The organism is Gordonia sp. NPDC003424, from assembly GCF_053588655.1.
Genome location: NZ_JBSFQJ010000002.1, coordinates 222,898 through 241,738, shown reverse-complemented (window position 1 = coordinate 241,738; position 18,841 = coordinate 222,898). Strand labels below are relative to the sequence as shown.

General features: G+C 68.1%; 17 protein-coding genes. 12 read left to right on the top strand and 5 right to left on the bottom strand.

The window, feature by feature from the left end:
• Window positions 1-81 precede the first annotated feature (81 nt).
• Window positions 82-1,635, top strand: a complete 1,554-nt coding sequence (locus ACWDTI_RS03705; protein WP_449736685.1) for a hypothetical protein — start codon at window positions 82-84, stop codon at window positions 1,633-1,635.
• Window positions 1,636-1,649: 14 nt separating this feature from the next.
• On the opposite strand, the gene eccA is transcribed toward ACWDTI_RS03705, so the two are convergent.
• The gene (eccA, locus tag ACWDTI_RS03700; protein WP_449736684.1) at window positions 1,650-3,422 is read right to left on the bottom strand and encodes a type VII secretion AAA-ATPase EccA; all 1,773 of its coding nucleotides are present in this window, start codon (window positions 3,420-3,422) and stop codon (window positions 1,650-1,652) included.
• 13 nt (window positions 3,423-3,435) lie between these two features.
• Complete coding sequence (locus tag ACWDTI_RS03695; RefSeq protein ID WP_449736949.1) at window positions 3,436-5,103, bottom strand: AAA family ATPase; 1,668 nt, start codon at window positions 5,101-5,103, stop codon at window positions 3,436-3,438.
• Between the two features lie 168 nt (window positions 5,104-5,271).
• Here ACWDTI_RS03695 and ACWDTI_RS03690 point away from each other — a divergent pair, with 168 nt between their 5' ends.
• From ACWDTI_RS03690 to ACWDTI_RS03650, 9 genes are all read left to right on the top strand, one after another.
• Window positions 5,272-5,586 carry a hypothetical protein gene (locus tag ACWDTI_RS03690; RefSeq protein WP_449736683.1) on the top strand — a complete coding sequence of 105 codons (315 nt, stop codon included), beginning with the start codon at window positions 5,272-5,274 and terminating at the stop codon, window positions 5,584-5,586.
• Window positions 5,583-5,924 (top strand): YbaB/EbfC family nucleoid-associated protein, encoded by a 342-nt coding sequence (locus ACWDTI_RS03685; RefSeq protein WP_449736682.1) that lies wholly within the window; start codon window positions 5,583-5,585, stop codon window positions 5,922-5,924. Before ACWDTI_RS03690 ends, ACWDTI_RS03685 begins: the two co-directional genes overlap by 4 nt.
• 182 nt (window positions 5,925-6,106) lie before the next feature.
• The gene (locus ACWDTI_RS03680; RefSeq protein ID WP_449736681.1) at window positions 6,107-6,427 is read left to right on the top strand and encodes a hypothetical protein; all 321 of its coding nucleotides are present in this window, start codon (window positions 6,107-6,109) and stop codon (window positions 6,425-6,427) included.
• Window positions 6,428-6,447: 20 nt separating this feature from the next.
• Entirely contained in the window at window positions 6,448-7,800 is a 1,353-nt protein-coding gene (locus ACWDTI_RS03675) for a hypothetical protein (RefSeq protein ID WP_449736680.1), read from the top strand.
• A 51-nt stretch (window positions 7,801-7,851) separates the two neighbouring features.
• The gene (locus tag ACWDTI_RS03670) at window positions 7,852-8,157 is read left to right on the top strand and encodes a PE family protein (RefSeq protein WP_449736679.1); all 306 of its coding nucleotides are present in this window, start codon (window positions 7,852-7,854) and stop codon (window positions 8,155-8,157) included.
• A gap of 39 nt (window positions 8,158-8,196) precedes the next feature.
• Window positions 8,197-9,291, top strand: a complete 1,095-nt coding sequence (locus ACWDTI_RS03665; RefSeq protein ID WP_449736678.1) for a PPE domain-containing protein — start codon at window positions 8,197-8,199, stop codon at window positions 9,289-9,291.
• A 14-nt stretch (window positions 9,292-9,305) separates the two neighbouring features.
• Window positions 9,306-10,100, top strand: a complete 795-nt coding sequence (locus ACWDTI_RS03660) for an ESX secretion-associated protein EspG (protein ID WP_449736677.1) — start codon at window positions 9,306-9,308, stop codon at window positions 10,098-10,100.
• A gap of 72 nt (window positions 10,101-10,172) precedes the next feature.
• Window positions 10,173-10,493 (top strand): WXG100 family type VII secretion target, encoded by a 321-nt coding sequence (locus ACWDTI_RS03655; RefSeq protein ID WP_449736676.1) that lies wholly within the window; start codon window positions 10,173-10,175, stop codon window positions 10,491-10,493.
• Window positions 10,494-10,535: 42 nt separating this feature from the next.
• Entirely contained in the window at window positions 10,536-10,835 is a 300-nt protein-coding gene (locus ACWDTI_RS03650) for a WXG100 family type VII secretion target (protein WP_449736675.1), read from the top strand.
• Between the two features lie 84 nt (window positions 10,836-10,919).
• Here the strand turns inward: ACWDTI_RS03650 and eccE are convergent, their stop codons facing one another.
• A complete protein-coding gene (gene eccE, locus ACWDTI_RS03645; RefSeq protein ID WP_449736674.1) occupies window positions 10,920-12,620 on the bottom strand; it encodes a type VII secretion protein EccE in 1,701 nt (566 codons plus the stop codon).
• A gap of 92 nt (window positions 12,621-12,712) precedes the next feature.
• Between eccE and eccB the strand changes: the two genes are divergently transcribed.
• Window positions 12,713-14,188, top strand: a complete 1,476-nt coding sequence (gene eccB, locus ACWDTI_RS03640) for a type VII secretion protein EccB (RefSeq protein ID WP_449736673.1) — start codon at window positions 12,713-12,715, stop codon at window positions 14,186-14,188.
• A 259-nt stretch (window positions 14,189-14,447) separates the two neighbouring features.
• Window positions 14,448-15,770, top strand: a complete 1,323-nt coding sequence (locus ACWDTI_RS03635; RefSeq protein WP_449736672.1) for a hypothetical protein — start codon at window positions 14,448-14,450, stop codon at window positions 15,768-15,770.
• A gap of 66 nt (window positions 15,771-15,836) precedes the next feature.
• Here the strand turns inward: ACWDTI_RS03635 and mycP are convergent, their stop codons facing one another.
• Together mycP and eccD are read right to left on the bottom strand one after the other, a co-directional pair.
• On the bottom strand, window positions 15,837-17,225 hold the full coding sequence (gene mycP, locus ACWDTI_RS03630) for a type VII secretion-associated serine protease mycosin (protein WP_449736671.1): 1,389 nt from the start codon (window positions 17,223-17,225) through the stop codon (window positions 15,837-15,839).
• Window positions 17,225-18,715 carry a type VII secretion integral membrane protein EccD gene (eccD, locus tag ACWDTI_RS03625; protein ID WP_449736670.1) on the bottom strand — a complete coding sequence of 497 codons (1,491 nt, stop codon included), beginning with the start codon at window positions 18,713-18,715 and terminating at the stop codon, window positions 17,225-17,227. Before eccD ends, mycP begins: the two co-directional genes overlap by 1 nt.
• Window positions 18,716-18,841 lie beyond the last annotated feature (126 nt).

Below are 18,841 nucleotides of genomic sequence, written 5' to 3'. Positions count from 1 at the left end.
TAGGTTATCAATTCGGGTGTTCGATCGAGAATCATGCGATCGGATGGATGACATCGAGGATCACGGTGAGGGGGTCGGGGAATGCGTGGATCGCTGATCACCGCGATCGTGGGAGTGGCGTGCCTGGTGGTCACCCTGATCCTGGCTTTCAGTGGCGTGATCCCCGTTTCCACGTCCGGGCAGGCGGTGGCGTCGGCCCCGACCCGCGCCCAGCAGCGGCTGAACGCCGCCACACTCCCGATGGCCGACGCACCCGCCGCGCAGTACACCGGCCAGATGGCGGTCGGCGGCCGCACCCTGCAGATGCAGGACCTGACGGTGACCGCCGCCGGTGATGTGCACGGCAAGATCGCCGCCGACAAGCAACCCGCCGAGGTCCTCGAACTCGCCGGCACGACGTATGTGAAGGCGGGTGCCGGGTTCTGGGACGCGTGGAACGCCGACGCGCCCGACAACATCCATCGCGACTCGACAGGCGCCGCCGGCCAGTGGGCGATGGTGCCGCCGGACTTCTTCGGCGTCGACCTGGGGGAGGTCCTGCGACCGTCGACCTTCGCTCTCACCTCCCAGGACCAGGACGACCGCATCAAACCGGACACCTCGACCACCCCGATGCCCGCCGGCGACCAGACACCCGACCGGCGGGGAACACCGACGGGCGATCCGCAGGGCATCGCGCTCGGCCCCATGCAGGACGACGGTCAGACGATCCTGGCGGGCCAGAATCCGGTGCGGCTCAACCCGGATGGGACCATCTTCGGCATCGCCGGACCGGTTCGCACCGCCCCCGCCGATCGTCCGACGACCACCAAACTGAAGGTGACACTCCTCAGCAACGACGGTGTCACCGAGTTCTACGCGACTGTGCAGGGACTGAAGGATCCGCTGTCCAAGGTGGCCGCGCCCGAGGTCAACGTCCCCAAACCCAGTGGCAATCTGGACAATTGCACCAACACCTACTGTCTGTTGGTCTACCACTTCACCAATTCGATGCCCGGCGCGGACCGGGGATCGGTGACGATCGTCCAGACGTCGTCACTCACGGTCAACGGGTCGCCTGCCGGTTCGTGCACGCAGACCACCACGATGCCGATGAACGGCACCGGAATGTCGCAGTGCGTCTTCACGTTTGCCGATCCGCGCACCCAGACGATCAACTATCACGCCGACAGTGACTTCACCATCTCGGCGACCGCCGAGAAGGACGTCACGGTGATCGTGCAGTCGGCGGAGAAGGGTCGCGACGTCGCCACCAGGCAGCCCGGTCATTGGTTCCCGACCGGCTACAAGCTCGACCCCACCGCCCGCCGCTTCGATCAGCAGATCACCGGTACGCCTTCGGGTTTCGTGTACACGGTGGGCGACTTCGGGTTCGACGGCCGGGAAACGGACGGCACCCTGTTGATGACCGCGGCACCCGGCTACGACTCGCATGTGTTGTCCAGCGGGGCATTCGACCCCTCGTGGCCCGGTACCGCGCAGCTCGTCGATCAGGCGCGCAGGGCCGCCGCGGCGGGCGCCGGTCAGCCGGTCCGCTGGGTGTTCGCGGAGCAGCGCTCCGCCGACGCCGCAGCCAAGCTGTTGGCCGACAACGGGATCGGTGGCGTGCAGGTGGTCGTGGTACCGGCCGGCTGATCGGTACCCGGAGTTCAGCTGCGCTGCAACATCCCGAGCACCGTGTCGAGCGCGGCGTTGAGGTCACCGGCCTCGATCCGCATCAGTGCCTGCTCGTCGAGTTCGTCGATGCCGACGTCCCCGGTACTCAACCGGTATTCGCGTTCTTCCTCGGCCGCCTCGAGCACATTGCGGATGAACCGGCCGTTGCCGGCGAGGTCGATGCTGCGGCGCACCTCGCCACTCTGATCGACCTGCGTCGTCTCGCAGAGCGGCGAGACCCGGGCGATCAACGCGTCGAACGCATCGTCGGAGATGATCGAATCCCGTTTGCCGGCCATGAGCTTCCCGATCTCGGCCAATTCGGCGGGCGAATACGAGTCGAATCGGATCCGGCGGGCGAAGCGTGAGGCGAGGCCGTCGTTGGCGGCGAGGAAGCGGTCGATCTCACCGTCGTATCCGGCGACGATCACGACGAGGCGATCGCGGTCGTTCTCCATCCGCGCGAGCAGCGTGTCCACGGCCTCCCGGCCGAACGCGTCGCCGCCGGACAGGCCGGTCTGGATCAGCGTGTACGCCTCGTCGATGAACAGGACGCCGTCGAGAGCCCGATCGATGAGCGCCCCGGTCTTGATGGCGGTGGCGCCGAGATGTTCGCCGACGAAGTCGCGCCGGCTGGCCTCGACAACCGTATCGGTCTTCAAAATGCCCAGCGCGCAATAGATCTTGGCGACGATGCGGGCGATCGTCGTCTTGCCGGTACCGGGGGGACCGGTGAACGCCAGGTGCTGCGAGCGGGCCGCACTGGCGAGCCCGCGTTCAGCGCGCACCTTGGCCAGCGACGCGGCCGACTCGAGCTTGGCGACCTGCGCCTTCACCGATTCCAGCCCGATCTGCTCACCGAGTTCCTGCTGCGCTTGTGCAAGCAGGTCCGGCTTGGGCTCGACCGGTGCGGTCTCCTCGGCGGGCACCGACTGCGGGTCCCAGGGGTCGGTGCGCTTGTCGATCTCTTCCTTGGTGGTCACCACGATGCGGAACTTGGGGTCCGCCAGCGCTTTCGCGTTGTCCTCGTAGTCGGGCTGGCGAGAGTAGACCGTCTCGAACACCGCGCGGGCTTCGGCTTCCTTGCCCATCTCGCGCAGACACAGCCCGCGGGTGAACATCGATGCGGTCTGGGCCGCGGGGATCGGGCCGGACTCGGCCGCCTCGAGACGCTTGACGGCCTCGCCGAACAAGCCGAGCTGCGCGCATGCGGTCCCGACCATCATGTGGCCGGTGGCGGCCATGTACTCGTCGGTCCAGTTCGCCGACGAGGCCAGTGCCGTCAACACGTCCGGCCAGCGTTGGGTCTGGAAGTGCAGCCGGCCGCGGGCGAAGGCGATGATCGGCGGTTTCTCGGTGGGGGCAACGGAATCGAGGGCCCGTTCGGCCTCGTCGTAGTCACCCTCGCCGATCATCGCGCAGGCATATGCGGCGGCTGCCTCCGAGGGATCCGACACCGGGTAGTCGATGTAGAAGCCGGTGTACATCCGCCCGAACAGGGTTCGCGGTGCCAGACCCAGCCGCCGCTGCTCGACGAACAGCGATTCGCGATGCTTGTAGATGTTGAACAGCACCTCGGTGGAGTTGTCGCCAGTGGCGAGACGACCGAGCCACGCATCGGCCATGATCGGCGCGTACTCGGTGGCCCGCTTGAACGCGAGCGACGCATACCGCTGATCGCGTTGCGCCTCTTGGCCATCGACGGGTATTCCCCACGCCAACACTCCCGCGTCGAAGACGCGGCGGGCCTGCATGAAATCTGCCATTGTCTCGTGCCTTCTACTGGTGGTGCTGTTCGCGCTCGTCGCCGGCCACGGCGAAGTCCTCGGCCACGGTCGCCGCCAGCTCGACGAACGCCCGTCGAGTTGCCTTGTCCAGCAACGCCAGGTCGACCTCCGCGCCCTCGGCGAGATGGTCATCGTACGGGACGATCTGCACGGCCCGGGTGCGCGCCAGGAAGTGCTGCGCCAGCCGGTCGACGTCGATCTTCGTGGAGCCCTTGCGGGGTCCGCTCAACACGACGACCGCCCGCGACACCAGGTGCTCGTAGCCGTGGGCCTCCAGCCAGTCCAGCGTGGCGCTGGCGCTGCGCGCCCCGTCGAGCGCGGGCGTGGAGACGAGGATCAGCGTCTGTGCCAGGTCGAGGACACCGTTCATCGCGGAGTGGGAGAGCCCGGTCCCGCAGTCGGTCAGGATGATGTTGTAGTACCGCTGCAGGATTCGCATGACGCTGCGGTAATCCTGCTCGTTGAAGGTCTCCGCGGTCGCCGGATCACGTTCGGACGCAAGCACTTCCAGCCTGCTGCTGGACTGCGAGGTGTGCCGGCGGATGTCGGAGTAGCGGAAGATCGAGTCGTCGAGCAGGACGTCGCGCACCGTCGACGGAGTCTGGAGCCGCACCCGCTGTGACAGTGTGCCCAGGTCGGGGTTGGCATCGACCGCGATGACGCGGTCGCCGCGCAGGTTGGCGAACGTCGAGCCGAGACCGACGGTGGTGGTCGTCTTGCCGACGCCGCCCTTGAGGGAGAGGACGGCGATCCGGAAGTCGTCGCGGACCGGCGCGTTCACCTGGCGCACGAGGTCGTCGTAGTAGACGGTCTGTTGGGAGTCGCCCGGATTGACGACGCCGCCGGTGATCCGGTGCACGGTGCGGCGCCAGCCCGACCGGGGTGCGCGTCGCGCCTTGCGGAGCAACGCGGCCGATTCGAGACCGTCGCCCGGTTGGCCGGCAACGAACCCCTGTGGCCCGAAACCCTGGGGGCGGATCTGGTCGCGCGCGTAGTGAGGGTTCGGCTGGTAGGGGTTGGACGGAGGACCGAACCGTTGGTCGGCCGGCGAACCGTATGGATCGTGGGGCGCGCCGTACGGCCCGGGTGCGGCCGGATGCGGTTGTGGCGGAACCGGATACGGTTGTGGCGGGGCGCGGTGCGGCTGCGGTGTGGGGTGCGGTTGTGGGGTGGCGTGTTGCTGCCCCGGACCTTCGGGGTGTTGCGGCGGGCCGGTGTGCGGCTGCGGCAGTGCCGCTGGGTGTTGCGGCGGGGCGGCATGCTGCTGCGGCAGTGCCGCTGGGTGTTGCGGGGCCGTGTGCTGCAGTGGCGGGGTGGCGTGCTGCTGCGCCGGTGCCACGGGGTGTTGCGGCGGGGCGGTGTGCGGCTGCTGCGGCGCGACGGGATGGTGCGGCGCAGGAGCGTAGTGCCCGGATTGCGGCGGGGTCGGCTCGGCCTGCGGTGCTGTGGCAGGCGGCCACGACTGTTCTTGGGGCGCAGGCGGAATGGTCGGCGGACGCGAGGTCGGCTCGTCGGACACCACCCGGAGCGGAGGGCGCGGCGTGTCGGGTCGCGGCGCCGGCGCGGGCGCGTCGTAGGACGACTCCTCGTCGTCGACCCATGGCGGTGGGGGTGGTACGTTCGCGGCACCGCCCGCCAGCCACGGCGGCACGGCCGGCATCCGGCTTCGATCAAAACTCACGGTTGTCCTCGCAATCCCCCATGTAGACGCCCCAGGTCCAACCCCCCACTATAGGGGCGGGTATTGCCAATAGCGGAATCGTCGTTCACCGGAATGGATTCACCGTCGGCGGTGTGCGACCATCGGGCATCGGACAAGGGGGGAACGATGACGACCGCATCCAGCAGGGATGGTGCGTTGCGGGTGACGACCACCGAGCAGGGCTTGCCCACCGCGCTGACCATCGACAACGCCCAACTGAAACGCGATCCGCGGACACTGGCCAAGGATGTGCTCCGGCTGTGTCGTCAGGCGGCGCAGCGGGCCGGTCTCGAACGGCGCGCGCAGATGGTGGAGCAGGGATATCCGGCGCACGTGATCGACCTGTTCAACCTACCCAAGCCCGAGGACGTGGCCCGCGAGGAGATCGTCACCGAGTGGGAGGACGGATACGACACGTCGAGCTGGATGAGGTCGGTATGAGCTGGGCCATGGATCAGCTGGAGGAACGGGCACGACGTCAGCTCGACAGCCTGAACTCGGTCAGCGAACGGATGGCGAGCGTGCGGGCCGGTGAGCGTTCGCCCGACGGTGAGGTGCGGGTCGTCGTGGACGGCAACGGCGCGCTGATCGACCTGGAGTTCTCCGATCGCATCTCCATGCTGACCGGAAAACAACTCGAGCAGCTCGTCGTCGCGACCGCGAATGTGGCGTGTCAGAGGGCATTTGCCATGCGGGCTCAGATCATCGAGGAGTTCAACGCCGAGTTCGCCGGACTGGTCGCGCCACCGGACGCAACCGACCAGCCCGACGCAGGGTAGACCCAGGTCACCGCTACCGGTAAACTCCGGCTTCGCTACAGCAATGTGGGGTCCATCACAGGACGCGTGTCGCTCAAACGAATGACCGCTGTCGGTCATGCGACCCACAGGCCGGGCGAGCAGGACCGAACGTGCGCTACGGTGACCGCACGGGAGGCATCAACACCGATTGGGGGATTGTCGTGAGTGATGTGGTAGCGGATCCGCTGGGCATTTCGACGTACGGAGATACCGAGGCCGCCATCGCAGCCGAGATCGCGAGTGCGGGCCTGGTCGACATGGCGGCGATCGCCGGCATCCTGACCCCCACATTCGGCCTGCTGGGTGCCGAGCACGTCGTCGCCACCATCGTCGCGATGACCACGAATCTCTTTGAGACCGGCCAACTTGCGGCGGTGCACGCCGGTCAGGCCGCGGCCGCATACGGCTCGGCCGCCGCGTATACCGCCACTGATGTCAGCCACGCGGGGGCCCTCGAGGGCATCGCTGCACTCAACCTCTGACACCGAGGCTGCACTCTTCCATGACGCATTCGGGGCATGCGCCGTTCGAGAGCACCAATTCGCTGGTGCCGGCACCCATCGATCAGTCGCTGATCGACATGGTGAATCACAGCCCGCTCGGGCCGATTCTCAACACGCCGGTCAGCAAGGTGCTCTCCGATCTCGGCTTCCCGCCGTTGCCGGCGGCGCCACCACCGCTGCCGCCGATGCCGGGCCTGCCGCCGTTCCCGGTGATCAACATCGACGATCTCTTCAAGCCGGTCACCGATCTATCACAGTCGATCGGCTCGGGAAACCTGGGCGACAGCGGTTTTGACCCGACGATGATCTTCACCGGGCTCTCGACGTTGATGCAGACCATGATCGGTCTGTCCGGCGGTGCCCTGAAGGCCGCCGACGGCGTGTGGCAGGGCATGGCGGCGACCGCGAACGGCGGGAAGTCCGCCGCCGCGGCCGCCGACGGAGCGGCCGTCGGCGCCAAGTCGGCCAACGTCGCGACCAACACGACCACCGGTGCCGGGGTTGTCGCCACCGGCCGCGCCGCCATGGACGAGGTGATCGCCGAGTTCATGGCCGAGATGGCCGCGGCGCTGGCGACGGAGCCGTTCGGCGCGCCGGCCCTCATCGCGGCGGCGGTCAAGGCGCTCAATGCTGCGATCGCCGTGGTCACCGGGACCAAGGCCAGCCTCGCACCAGAGACCGCCCAGCAGGCGGTGAACGGCCAGCAGTTGCCGATCACCGGTGCCCCGACGAGTCCGTCGCCGTTCGGCATCGCCGCGACGGTACTCGAGAGCGTGGGCCAACCACTGAGCAGCTTCAGCAGCCAGGGTGCGCAGATGATGGGCACCATGACCAAGCAGCTGACCTCGGCAGCCGCGAAAACCACAGGCGCCGAGGGCAAGAAGGACGCCGAGAGCACCAAGCCGGCCTCCCTGTCGCCGCACGGTGCCGGCGGCGTCGGTGGTGGCGCCGGCGGCGCGGGCGCCAAGAAGGCCGGTGGGGGCGGCGGCGGAGGTGCCGGTGGCATCGGTGGGATCGCGACGCCGCTGTCGGCCCGCCCGTCGGTGCCCAACCTCGGTACCGCGGCAGTCGCGGAGACCTCGGCTTCGAGTGGACCCGCCGCACGGACCGCCGGAATGACCACTACCACAACGTCGGGCGGCGGCATGATGCCGATGGGTGCCGGTGCCGCCGGAGCGGCGGGTGCCGCGCGCGGAGCCGGAAGCGACGACGGGCACGGATCACCGGACTTCCTCGTGACCGCCGAACACGGCAGCGAGGTCGTCGGTGAGATGCCGAAGGCGGCACCTGCCGTCCTCGGCGGGGAACACGAGACTGAGATCGACTCACCCGACGTCGATCTCCGGCTGTAGCACCACTGATCACGAAGAACACACATGCACAACCAGGGAGGGACAACCGACATGAGCGACAACCAGCTTTCCGTCGATCCGCATCAACTGCACACGGCAGCAGCCAAACTCGACGCACTCGCAGCACGTCTCGACAAGACGTTGACGGCGCAGACGCCGGGCCTGAAGGTTCCGGCCTCGGGATCCGACGAGGTCTCGGTCCGTGCCGCGACGAGCTTCAACAAGGTCGCCGACGAGTTCGGCACCGACGGCGACAATGCGGTCCTCGAACTGCGCAAGATCGCCGCGGTGTTGCGCCTGCAGGCCAATACCTTTGGGCACGCCGACGATTCGAACATGCAGACCTTCCTCTCCTGAGGTCGGTCGGTGTAACGGCACAGTGTTGGGGATGAAGCCATGATCGTGGGATTCACCGGAGTGATCTGGGAGGCGCGGCCCGCCGAGCGGCTCGCGCACGACCTGCACGACGGGCTCGGTCCTGCCCATCTGGCCGAGAGCGGTGCGGCCTGGGCCAAGCTTGGTGCCGAACTCGTCGACATCGGTGTCGAATACGGAAAGATCCTGGCCGACCTCGGTCTGCATTGGGAATCGGCTTCCTACAACCACGCTTTCGCCAAGCTGACCCAGTTGGTGCCCTGGTTCGCCGATGCGGCCGGGCACGCGGTGTTCACCGCGGCCAAGGCGGAGGAGCAGGCGGTGGCCACCACCGTCGCGTTGACGGCGATGCCCAACCCGGTGGAGATCGCGGCCACCGAGGCCATCGCGGAAGCACTCTCGCACGTGCACATGGCGGCAGGTTCGCCGCTGCACGCCGTCGCCGCGAATACCGAACGGGCGCATCAGGATCAGAAGCAGCGGGCATCCCGGGTGATGGAGAGCTACGAGCGCGCCACCACGCCGGTGTCCGCGCCGTGGCAGCAGCCCAATCCACCGAAGATCGTTGCGGCGGATGCATTGAACGCCGAGATCGCCGCGGCGCGCGAGGCAGCCGAGAAAGCCAAGGCGGCAGCGCCTTCCGGAATTCAGGCGGGCCTGGCCGCCGCTCCGGCGATCGGCTCGATGAGTCGCGGCGGCGGCGGCGGCGCCGGCACGTACCAGCGGGAGAAGACCAAGTACGCCGCCGTCGACCTGAGTGCAGACGTGCAACCCGCGCCGTCGATCGTGCAGAACGGCTCGGGCATGTCCGCCGAGCCGATGCGGTCCACGATGCCCATGGGACCGATGGGTGCGGCTGCCGCACATGGCAATCGAGACGACGACGAGCACCACCCGGAGAACTACGGTGTCACCGGCGCGGCCGCCGGTGCCTCCGCGGCAGACGTGAATCTGCCCAGCGGGTGGGTACAAGCCGACCAGCACGACAGCACCGTCACCTGGGCCGACATCGCCGGTCGCTACGAATCCTCGAAGCCGGCATTGCCGGAAGGGGTGCTCGACCTCGGGAACACGGTCGCCCCCTCGGTGATCGGCGCGCCGGACGGAGGCGAATGATGCTGTGGAACACCATGTCCGACACCCGGGCCACGCTCTCCGCGAACGCGCTGTGGCGGGTCGGTGAACTGATCGACGTGCAGATCTGGCCCAGCGTGCTGAACATGGCGCCGGCCTACGACACCATCGAGGCCTATCAGGACGGTGCGCGACGGGCCGACGAGGAGCTACGCGCCGCCGGACTGCTGGGCACCGACGGCGTCGACGACGGTCTGCAGCTCGCCTTGGCGATCCTCACCCGATACGAATCGGGTCTGGCGGCACGGATTTTCGGCACCGACGGGGTCCGCCGGGTCTGCTTGGCCCGACGCGGCCGCGATCACGTACTCGCTCTGCGATTCGGGGACTCGGTGACCATCGAGACGGTCGCGGTGGACGGTGTACAGACCGCCGCACAGCGGATCATCGCCTGTCTGGGTGACATCGCACCGGCCGACGTGGGCACGATCAGCGCGCCCACCGCCGACCTCGCCCGCCGCCTCGACGAGGCGGCCGCTCCCGCCGCGTACTCCGATGCCCTGTACGCGCTCGGGGCCGACGAGCGGGAATCTATGAAACTTGGTACCGCCCTGGCCGATTGCCGTGGTTACACGGAGATCGTCGCCGCGGAGTCGTGGGAGGGGCGTACCCAACAGTCGTCTGGAGCTGTCGTGATCTACGAGACCGTCCGCGGTCGCGTGGTGGGCAGCCCCAGCGTGTCACCGGACGGTCAGATGTGGACGACATTGTCCGCTGGTTCGGGACATCGCATCAAGCAGGCCATCGGCCTGCTGGTGGAAACCTTGCCGAGTGGGCGATGGATGCCATGACCGTGGGGCGGGGGACAACATCGGAACACCGATCCGGTGACCGACATCAACTAGAGAGAATGAGGTGACCACGTGTCCAACAACTTCGAGCTCGATCTCGATACCGGATACAAGCACACAGACACCGTGCACGAGATCATCGACTCGTTGCGCAACACCCTGAAGACCATCAGCCACGAGGTCGACACCGCGCGTGCCTCCTGGCACGGCGGCGCGTTCGACGCCTTCCAGAACACGTCGATGGAGTGGGACGCCGAGGCCACCCGCCTCAACGCGAAGCTCAACGATCTGGCAGAGACGCTGAGCGGCACCGTGTTCAAGGGCTCCGACGCCGCGAACGAAGACATCGCCCAGAGCTTCACCAGCATTCACGCCGGCGGGCTCAACCTCTGATCCGGTTCCCGAAACCGACACTCTTACACGAAAGGAACGAACATGCCTGCAGCTGGTGGTTCGATGAAGTACAACTTCGGGGAGATCGAGGCCCTGGCCTCCGCCCTCGAGCAGAACGGCCGTAACCTGATCGCCCAGACCGACACCCTGGATTCGGCGGTCAAGCAGCTCAGCAGCACCTTCCAGGGTGGCGCACAGGAAGCCTACGACGCCAAGATGGCGTCGTGGCGCTCGGAGATGACCGATACCCAGGACATCCTGCACCGCATCGCGAGCGCGGTGCGCGAGGGTGGACAGCACATGCAGGGCACCGACGCGCGGAACGCGGCCTCCTTCGGCTAGTCAACCGTACGTCAGCGCACGACGACTGTGCCCGCACCGGAATCCGGTGCGGGCACAAGTCGTTTCACGGCCTGCGACCAACGTTCAGTGGTCGGCCGTCACACGCCGGCGAGGCCGCCGGTCGGGCGCGTTCAGCGACGCACCGATGAAACGCATCTCGTCGTCGGTCGCGACCATGATCACCTGGTCGGTGACACCGCCGCTCCGGACGGTCACCCACGGTCCCGCGTCCGCGCTCTGCATGAGTGCGACATCGGCCGCCGCGTCGGCGACCATCCCGGCCGCGGTCACCGTGATGATCGTGACCTCCGCACTGATCGATTCCGGTGGTACACCGTCGAATACCAGCACCGAATAGCCCTGCCGCTGGCCGGCGATCTGCGATCCCGCTGCCGGCCCGGCCACCGCGAGCGTCCGCGGATCACCCACCGCGTGCGCCATCGGCATCCAGTGCGCCGCACGGTCCGAGCTGACCATCACGCGGGCGCCGAGCGCGATCGCGCGCAACACCACCTGCTGGCACAGGTTGAGCGTCCCGGCCACCTCGACGGTACGGACGGCCGAGCCCACCAGCGACAGGGCCACCGCCCGGCCCTCGGTGTCCGCGCCGACCAGCTGCCCGCAGCCCGCGGCCGGAAGGGCGAGCGTGCCAAGCGATTCCAGGGTCGTCAGATACTCCATCGAGCTGCGATCGGAGAACGGGTCGGCGAGCGGGAGGCAGGCCACGAAGGCGTCCCGCTGATGACCGGTGCAGGCGTGGAAGCCGGGCGGAACGTGCATGGGCTCCGGACTCATCGAGCTGAAGCGGGCGATCGCACTCAGCCGCACCTCACTGTCGTCGACCGGCTCCAGGTGAAGTGCCAGAACGGTACTCAGACTCGGGAGTGTCCACGCCGCACCCAGGCCCGGCTCGGAAAGGGCCTCGGAATCCAGGTGGAACGACTGCGTGGACAGAGCGCCGAGCTGGACGTGATCCCACGACTCGGTCAACGAATCCGGCGACGCTCCCTCGAGAAGCGACGAGAACACGGCGTTGATCTCGGCCGCTGTCAGGATCGTCGCGGCATGTCCCTTGCCGGACAGCTTGTTCGCGACCCTGCGGGTGGCCACCAGAGCGGTCTTCAGCACGCCGGTCGATCCGCCGCCACGCCGCTCGACGGCATCGGCGTTGTCGAGCGGGTTCATCCGCAGCACGACGGTCACGGTGCGGAACGCGGTGGCCGGCAGCGGCCCGAGGATGCTGCCGTAGATCCGGGCGATCGGGCCGTTGCCGTAGGCGCGCGACCCGTGGCTGACGATGTCGGCGGATTCGAGTTCGATGTCGAACTGGTGCAGGCATTCGGCGATCAGGTCGAGGGGCACGACGTCGTCGGTGATGATGCGGCCGGGCGCAAAACGGGTCAGGGCACGGGGATTGGCCTCGATGCGCACCATGGTGATGACGCGATCGCCGTCCCAGCGCATGCCGCAGGAGCCGCCCTCGGCCAGCGGCACGTCGAAGGGTGCCTCGTACCAGAAGTCGGGTGTACGCGTGCGTCGGCCGAGGAAGCCGAGGCGGTCGGCGAGGGTGCGGGCAACCGAGACGCCACCCGGCCGCAGGAAGACCGGAATGGCCAGGACGACACCGACGATCACCCCGATCCACCACGGCAAACCGACGATCGCGGCGATGATCGTCACGACCATGACGACCGCCTCGGCGATCAACAGGACCGACGTCGGCAGCCAGCGTTTGGCCCAGAACGAATCAGCCGTATGGACGCGAAACGTCGTTTGATCGAACACCTCGCGCAGCCTCCCCCGTACTCATTTACCAGCGCCAAGCACGTATACGGTACCCTGCACGTCGGGTATCGGGGGAATTCGGGGGAGGGTCTATGCCCGCACAGTTGACGACGCGGCAACAGGTCAACGGGTATCGCTTCCTGCTTCGTCGCCTTGAACACGCGCTGATGCGCCGTGATGTCCGCATGCTGCACGACCCGATGCGATCCCATTTTCGTGCGGTCGCAGTCGGACTCGGTCTCGCACTGCTGGTGACCGGCGCGTGCGCCGTGTACGGCCTGATCAAGCCGGCCGGCTCGGTCGGCGACAGCAAGATCATCATCGGCACGGAATCCGGCGGCCTGTACGTGATGGTCGACGACACGCTGCACCCGGTGCTCAACCTGGCGTCGGCGCGACTGATCATCGGCAGCCCGGACAAGCCCAAGTCGGTGTCGGAATCCAAGCTCAGCTCCTACAAACGAGGTCCCCTCGTCGGCATCCCCGGTGCGCCACAGAGCCTTCCGGGACCCGCGGACGCCGGCCACGCGTACTGGACCGTGTGCGACACGGTGCTCGTCCCGACCGGGTCGGGATCGATCACCGGGGGCGTGCGCACCACCGTGCTGTCCGCCGCACCGGAGAACTCCGCGGCGACCCGAGCCCTGTCGGCCCGCGAGGGATTACTGGTCCGGGCCGGCGACAAGACCTACCTGCTCAACGCCGGCAAGCGCTATCTCGTCGACACCGCCGACCCGGCCGTGCAACGCGCCTTCGGGCTCGAGGATGCGGCCGCGCGACCGATCAGCGCCGGCATGCTCAATGCCTTCCCCGACGCCGATGCACTCACCACCCCGGACATCCCCGACCGCGGCAAGACCTCGGCGACCGGCCTCGGTGCCGTCGGTTCCGTCGTCGAGGTCGCGGGCGTCGCCGACTCCGCGCCCACCCTGTACGTGGTGCTCGACGACGGCATCCAGCCGGTCGGACAGGCCGCCGCGGACGTCATCCGGTACTCCGACACCGCAACCGGCGGGCAGGTCAAGAGCGTTGCGCCCGCGGCGATCACCGATGTCCATCAGCGTCGCGTCCTGCCGGTCGACGACTTCCCGGCCACCGCACCGACCATCATCGATCAGCAGAAGGCTCCGGTGGGGTGTCTCGCCTGGGATCGCGCGTCCACGGACACCGCCTCCGCCACACTGCGGGTGCTCGCCGGCACGGGTCTTCCGCTCGGCGACGGCAAGGAACCGGTCGCGCTGGCGACGAGCGACGGGTCGGGTCCCGGCCTCGACGCCGCTTACATCCCGGCGAGCACCGGCGCCTACCTGGCGACCAGCGGCAGCGACCCCGACTCCCCACGTCGCGAATCGTTGATCTTCGTCAGCGACGCCGGAGTGCGTTTCGAGGTCGCCGACGCCGACACCGGTAAGGCACTCGGACTCGGCGACAAGCCTCAGGTCGGACCCTGGCCCATCGTCGGGTTGTTGCCGCCGGGACCCCGTCTGTCGCAGCATGATGCGCTGGTGGAACGGGATTCGATGTCGAACGGTGGCCAGGAGATGGCCGCGGGCGGAACGCCGTCGTGACGTAGGTCACATGATTTCGTGACCGTGAAGACCTGCACTATGCTGAAGATGCTGTTTGCTGAAATGACTCGTCGGGGGGCGATGATGCGTAGGGTCTATGCCGGTGTCTGTACCGGGTGAACCGAATTCGCGACGGAATCCTTAACCTCGCACGAAACCTCAATGCGCCGAATCCTTCTCGGGGGCTTCTCGCTGTGCGCGTTGACTGTCGACCACACGGCCTTCTGTCGGGGGCATTGAGAAAAGGAAGTGTTTGAACATGGCTCGCTCACACAGGCGAGGACCGGTCCTCAAGACCGTCACCTCGGCGGCGCTGGTCGCCTCGATCGCCATGGGCGCCGGCGCGGGGCTCGCGCAGGCGGCTCCGGAACAGGGCGGTACGAACCCGAATGACACTGCGCCACAGCAGCTCGGCACCAGCCCGGAGTCGGATGCGCCGCAGGTTCTTCAGCAGGGTGGCACCACGCCCACCCCGGAACCGGCCGCTCCCGTCGAGCCCGTCTACACGCCCGGCCCCGGAACGTTGCCGGCGCCGCCGCAGGAGGCTCCGTACCAGCCGTACGTCGAGCCCACCACCCACGACAACACCGGGCCCAGCTACCAGACCGATTACGACCCGGTCCCCGAAAAGCCATTGACCGCACCGAAACCCACCGCACCGGTCCGTCCGATCGCGCCGCCGCCGGAGAAGATCCGTGTCGGTAACTTCATCACCGACATCCCCCAGGGGATGGCGAAGCGCGACGTGACGTCGATCAACGAATGGGCCGCCTACGGCGAGGCCAAGATCGCGCAGAACCTGATCGCGGTGGGTGTGCCGAAGGATGAGGCGTCGCGACGGGCTGCATCGACGATCATCGGTGTGGCACTTGGTGGTACGACGGGCGCGGCGATCGGTTCGACGGCTGCTGTTCCCGGGGCCATGGCGGGCGCACTTGTCGGTGTGCCGGTCGGTGCAATCGTGGGTGCCATCTACAACGGTGTCGTGTTTGCTCAAGTGAACGTGGTGCCTGGTGGCGGCCAGGTGGCCTACGCGAACCTGATCGGTCTCGGCGCCCTCGCGGGAGCCGGCATCGGCCTGGCTGCCGGTACGGCGATCGGTGCCGCTGCTGCGGGCGCCGCTGGCGCGGCCACCGGTGCCGTCATCGGCGGAACCATCGGTGGCGCAACCGCATACGCCTTGGGTGCCGGTGACCCGGGGGCACGACCGACCGAGCCCTGGAAGCAGGGTGACACCACCACCCCGGGTGTTCGGCAGGCACCCGAGGCCGCGCCGGTGGCCAACCCGCAGGCGAACCAGTTCGAGGTGCACCTGCCCGCCGAGAAGGCCGCACAGGCCGGACTGCCGAAGGCGGACTACGTCGTCAACCAGCGTGGCGACGTGAACGTCCAGGTCGGTACCGCCAAGATCAGCTGGTCGGCGGAGCAGGCGGCCGCGCCGTATCAGGCGATGGGTGCGAGCGGTCCCGCACAGAAGGCCAACGCCGCCAAGTACACCAAGCAGAACGCACCGCAGATCAAGCAGATCCTGCCGGGCGTCACCATCAGCTGGCCGCAGGAGATCGCCCCTGCCGCAGGCTGATCGGCCGCCGCTGCTGAACGAAAGGCCGTCCCGCACTCCTCGTCGCAGGAGTGCGGGACGGCTTTTTCAGTAGTCGTCTTCGTGCAGACGGCGCAACCGACGGCGAGGAATGGACACCGCCCACCAGATGAGTGCGGTGAGCAGACAGATGCCGGTGCCGGCCAGCGCCACGTTGCGCGCGGTGTTGTCCGGCGGATGGCTGCCGGGCGCGGCGATGGGCCGTGTGGCATCCGGATCGATTCCCGAAGCGACGACGGTGTCGCTCAGTGCGGCAACGGGATCCACCACGCCGTACCCGATGACGTGATTGTGGCCGGAGCCCGCGCCGTGGGCGGTCGCGGTGATCCGACGGATCACGTCGGCCGCCGAGATGCCCGGGAAGCGGGCCTTGATCAGCGCCGCGAGGCCGGCCACGTAGGGGCTTGCGAAGCTCGTGCCGTCGAGTGTCGTCGCCCCGTTCTGCCCTTCCTGACGGTTGACCGCCTGCCCGCGCAATCCGACGCTCACCACCTCGGTCGCCGGTGCCGCGACCGACACCCAGGGGCCGTGCACGCTCAGCGGCCACGGACTGCCGGTCGCCGAATCCACCCCGCCGACGGTCATCACGTACTGCTGGTACCAGGCCGGGCTGACCACCGTGTTCAGCGAATCCCAGCCATTCGCAGCAGGATTGCCGGGATTGACACCGTCGTTCTGTGGCTTGCACGCGTCCACCAGGTTGCCTGCTGCCGCGACCACCACCACGTTTCGGCTGTACGCGTACTGCAGGGCGGCGCCGAGGGACTTGTCGTGCATGTCGCTGCCGGCCGGGGCGCACGCGACCTCGGAGATGTTGATGACGTCGGCGCCGCTGCGGACCGCGGCGACCACCGCGTAGGCGAGCGTCTGGACGCTGCCGTAACTGCTCGACGCCATGTCCCCGGGATCGGCCGAGGAGTTGCTGTCCTTGGTGCCGTAGGAGAGCGAGGTCTGCCGGATCGAGATGATCTCGGCGTCGGGCGCCACACCGGCGAAACCGTCACTTGCACTGGGTCTTCCGGCGATGATCCCGGCCACCATGGTGCCGTGGCCGTCGCAGTCGTCGAGCCCGTTGCCGCTGCTGACGAAGTCGCCGCCGCCGGTGACCTTGGCGAATCGGCTCGAGGGGGAGACGCCCGTGTCGATGACGGCCACCTTCACGCCCTTACCGGTGCTGTAGCGGTGCGCGGCCGCCACCTCCATCAACTGCTGGGCGGCCGACGGATCCCGCACGTCGGCACTGCTGGAGGCAAACGGCTTACCGCACACCGCCTTCTGTTCGGTCGGCTGGGGCGGGCCCGACGGCACCTGCAGCACCAGATTCGACGGTGACGCGGCGGGCGGCGTGATCGCGGCCGCGGGGCCGGCAGACACCCAGGTCGCACAGCACACCGCGGTCAGCGCAGCGCCGCGCAGCAGACGAGTCCGCTGCCGCATCAGAGGTTGCGCACCGCGCTGTAGACGCCCATCACCCAGAACGCGAGCGGCGCGATGACTCCGACGAGCGTGTATTCCAGGATCTCGCCGGTGCGCTTCATGACCGGAGAGAATTCCTGCTGCGGTGCGACGACACCGGTCAGCAGCGCCAGCAGTCCGAGCGCCAGGATCAGACCGAACGCGACGTAGATCCACGTCGTACCACCGCCGACCGCCAGACCGGCCATCAGGAGCGTGAAGACGACGGCGCCGGCCGCGACCAGGATCGCGGTCTGTGCCACATCGGTGTGAGCGCGTCCCCGCAACGCCAGCACGATCGCCACGATGACGGCGAGCAGGGTTGTCCGCCAGTCGAATCCGTGCAGCGGGTCGGCGGCGAGCAACGCCCCCACCCCGGCCAGTGCGGCAAGGCCCAACACGGTTCCGGTCAGGTACTGGTTCGCGGTGTAGGCGCGTCGCTCGAGTGCCGCCGCCGACGGCAACGCCATCGCACCGATCGCGCCGATGCCCTCGATACTCGGCCGCGCCTCCGCGTCGATCGGGTCGATCGGACCGCCCGAGGTGGGCACCGGGGGCAGCGGCAGGCGCGCCATCGCGATCGTGAAGCGGGGGGCGAGCAGCACGCAGAGCACCGCGATCGAGGCCAGGGCGGCGCCCACGGACACCAGGCCGGTGCCGAACGCCACGATCACCCCGGCGGAGATCAGACCGCCCAGCGAGGCGAAGAGGATCGCGCTGTGCAGCATCGGCCCGACCGCGGTGACCCGGTAGACGATGACGGCCATCAGCAGCGACGCGGCGCACGCGAACGTCACGTGCGGTGCCCCGAATGCGTGCGGGGTCAGCAGCATCGCGCCGGCGAACACCAACGGTTGCGAGCACGCGGACAGGACGGTGGCGGTGCCGGTGTCCCGGTAGTACCGCACGACGATCACCGCGGCGGCCACGAAACCGAGGCCCAGGAGGGCGCTCACCAGACCGGGGAGCCAGCTGTCGACGTGCCAGCGGGAGGTGCAGAGGATCACGGCGGCCACCACGCTGGTCACCAGCGCGACGACGTGGGCCATGGTGCGGGCCGATCGCGCCGACCACATGGTGAAGCGAGATTCGTTCAAACGACCGACGGCATCGATCACGTCGTCGAACAGTGCCGGGGTCTCCCGGGACACCACCGACTTGAGGATCAGCAGGTCGCCGTCGAGGACGCCGGCTTCGTTGAGTGAGCGGTGCGAGTCGATCGGGTCGCGTCCGACCTGACTCAGCGTCCAGTGCTCACGCTTCTCGTCGCGTGTGGGATCGTCGTTGCGGCGCTGCGGATTTCGCGACTCGATCAAGGTGACCAGGTCGGGGAGCAGGGCGGCGATGGGCAGCGACGACGGCAGGGCGACATCGACCTGGGTGTTGCCACCCAGAATCGAGATACGCGTCAGATCCGGTTCGCCGTTGCCGGCTTCGTGATCGAGATCGGCGAGCGGGTCCTCGATCGTCATGGTCAGTCATTCCCCCAGGTCACTGCCCCCGAGGCGTTCTGCGATGTCCCCGGTCGTTTAGGCAATCTAGTCAACTTCTCGCTAGCATCCAACTCGCGCGGAACACGCGCACGACGCATATGGAGG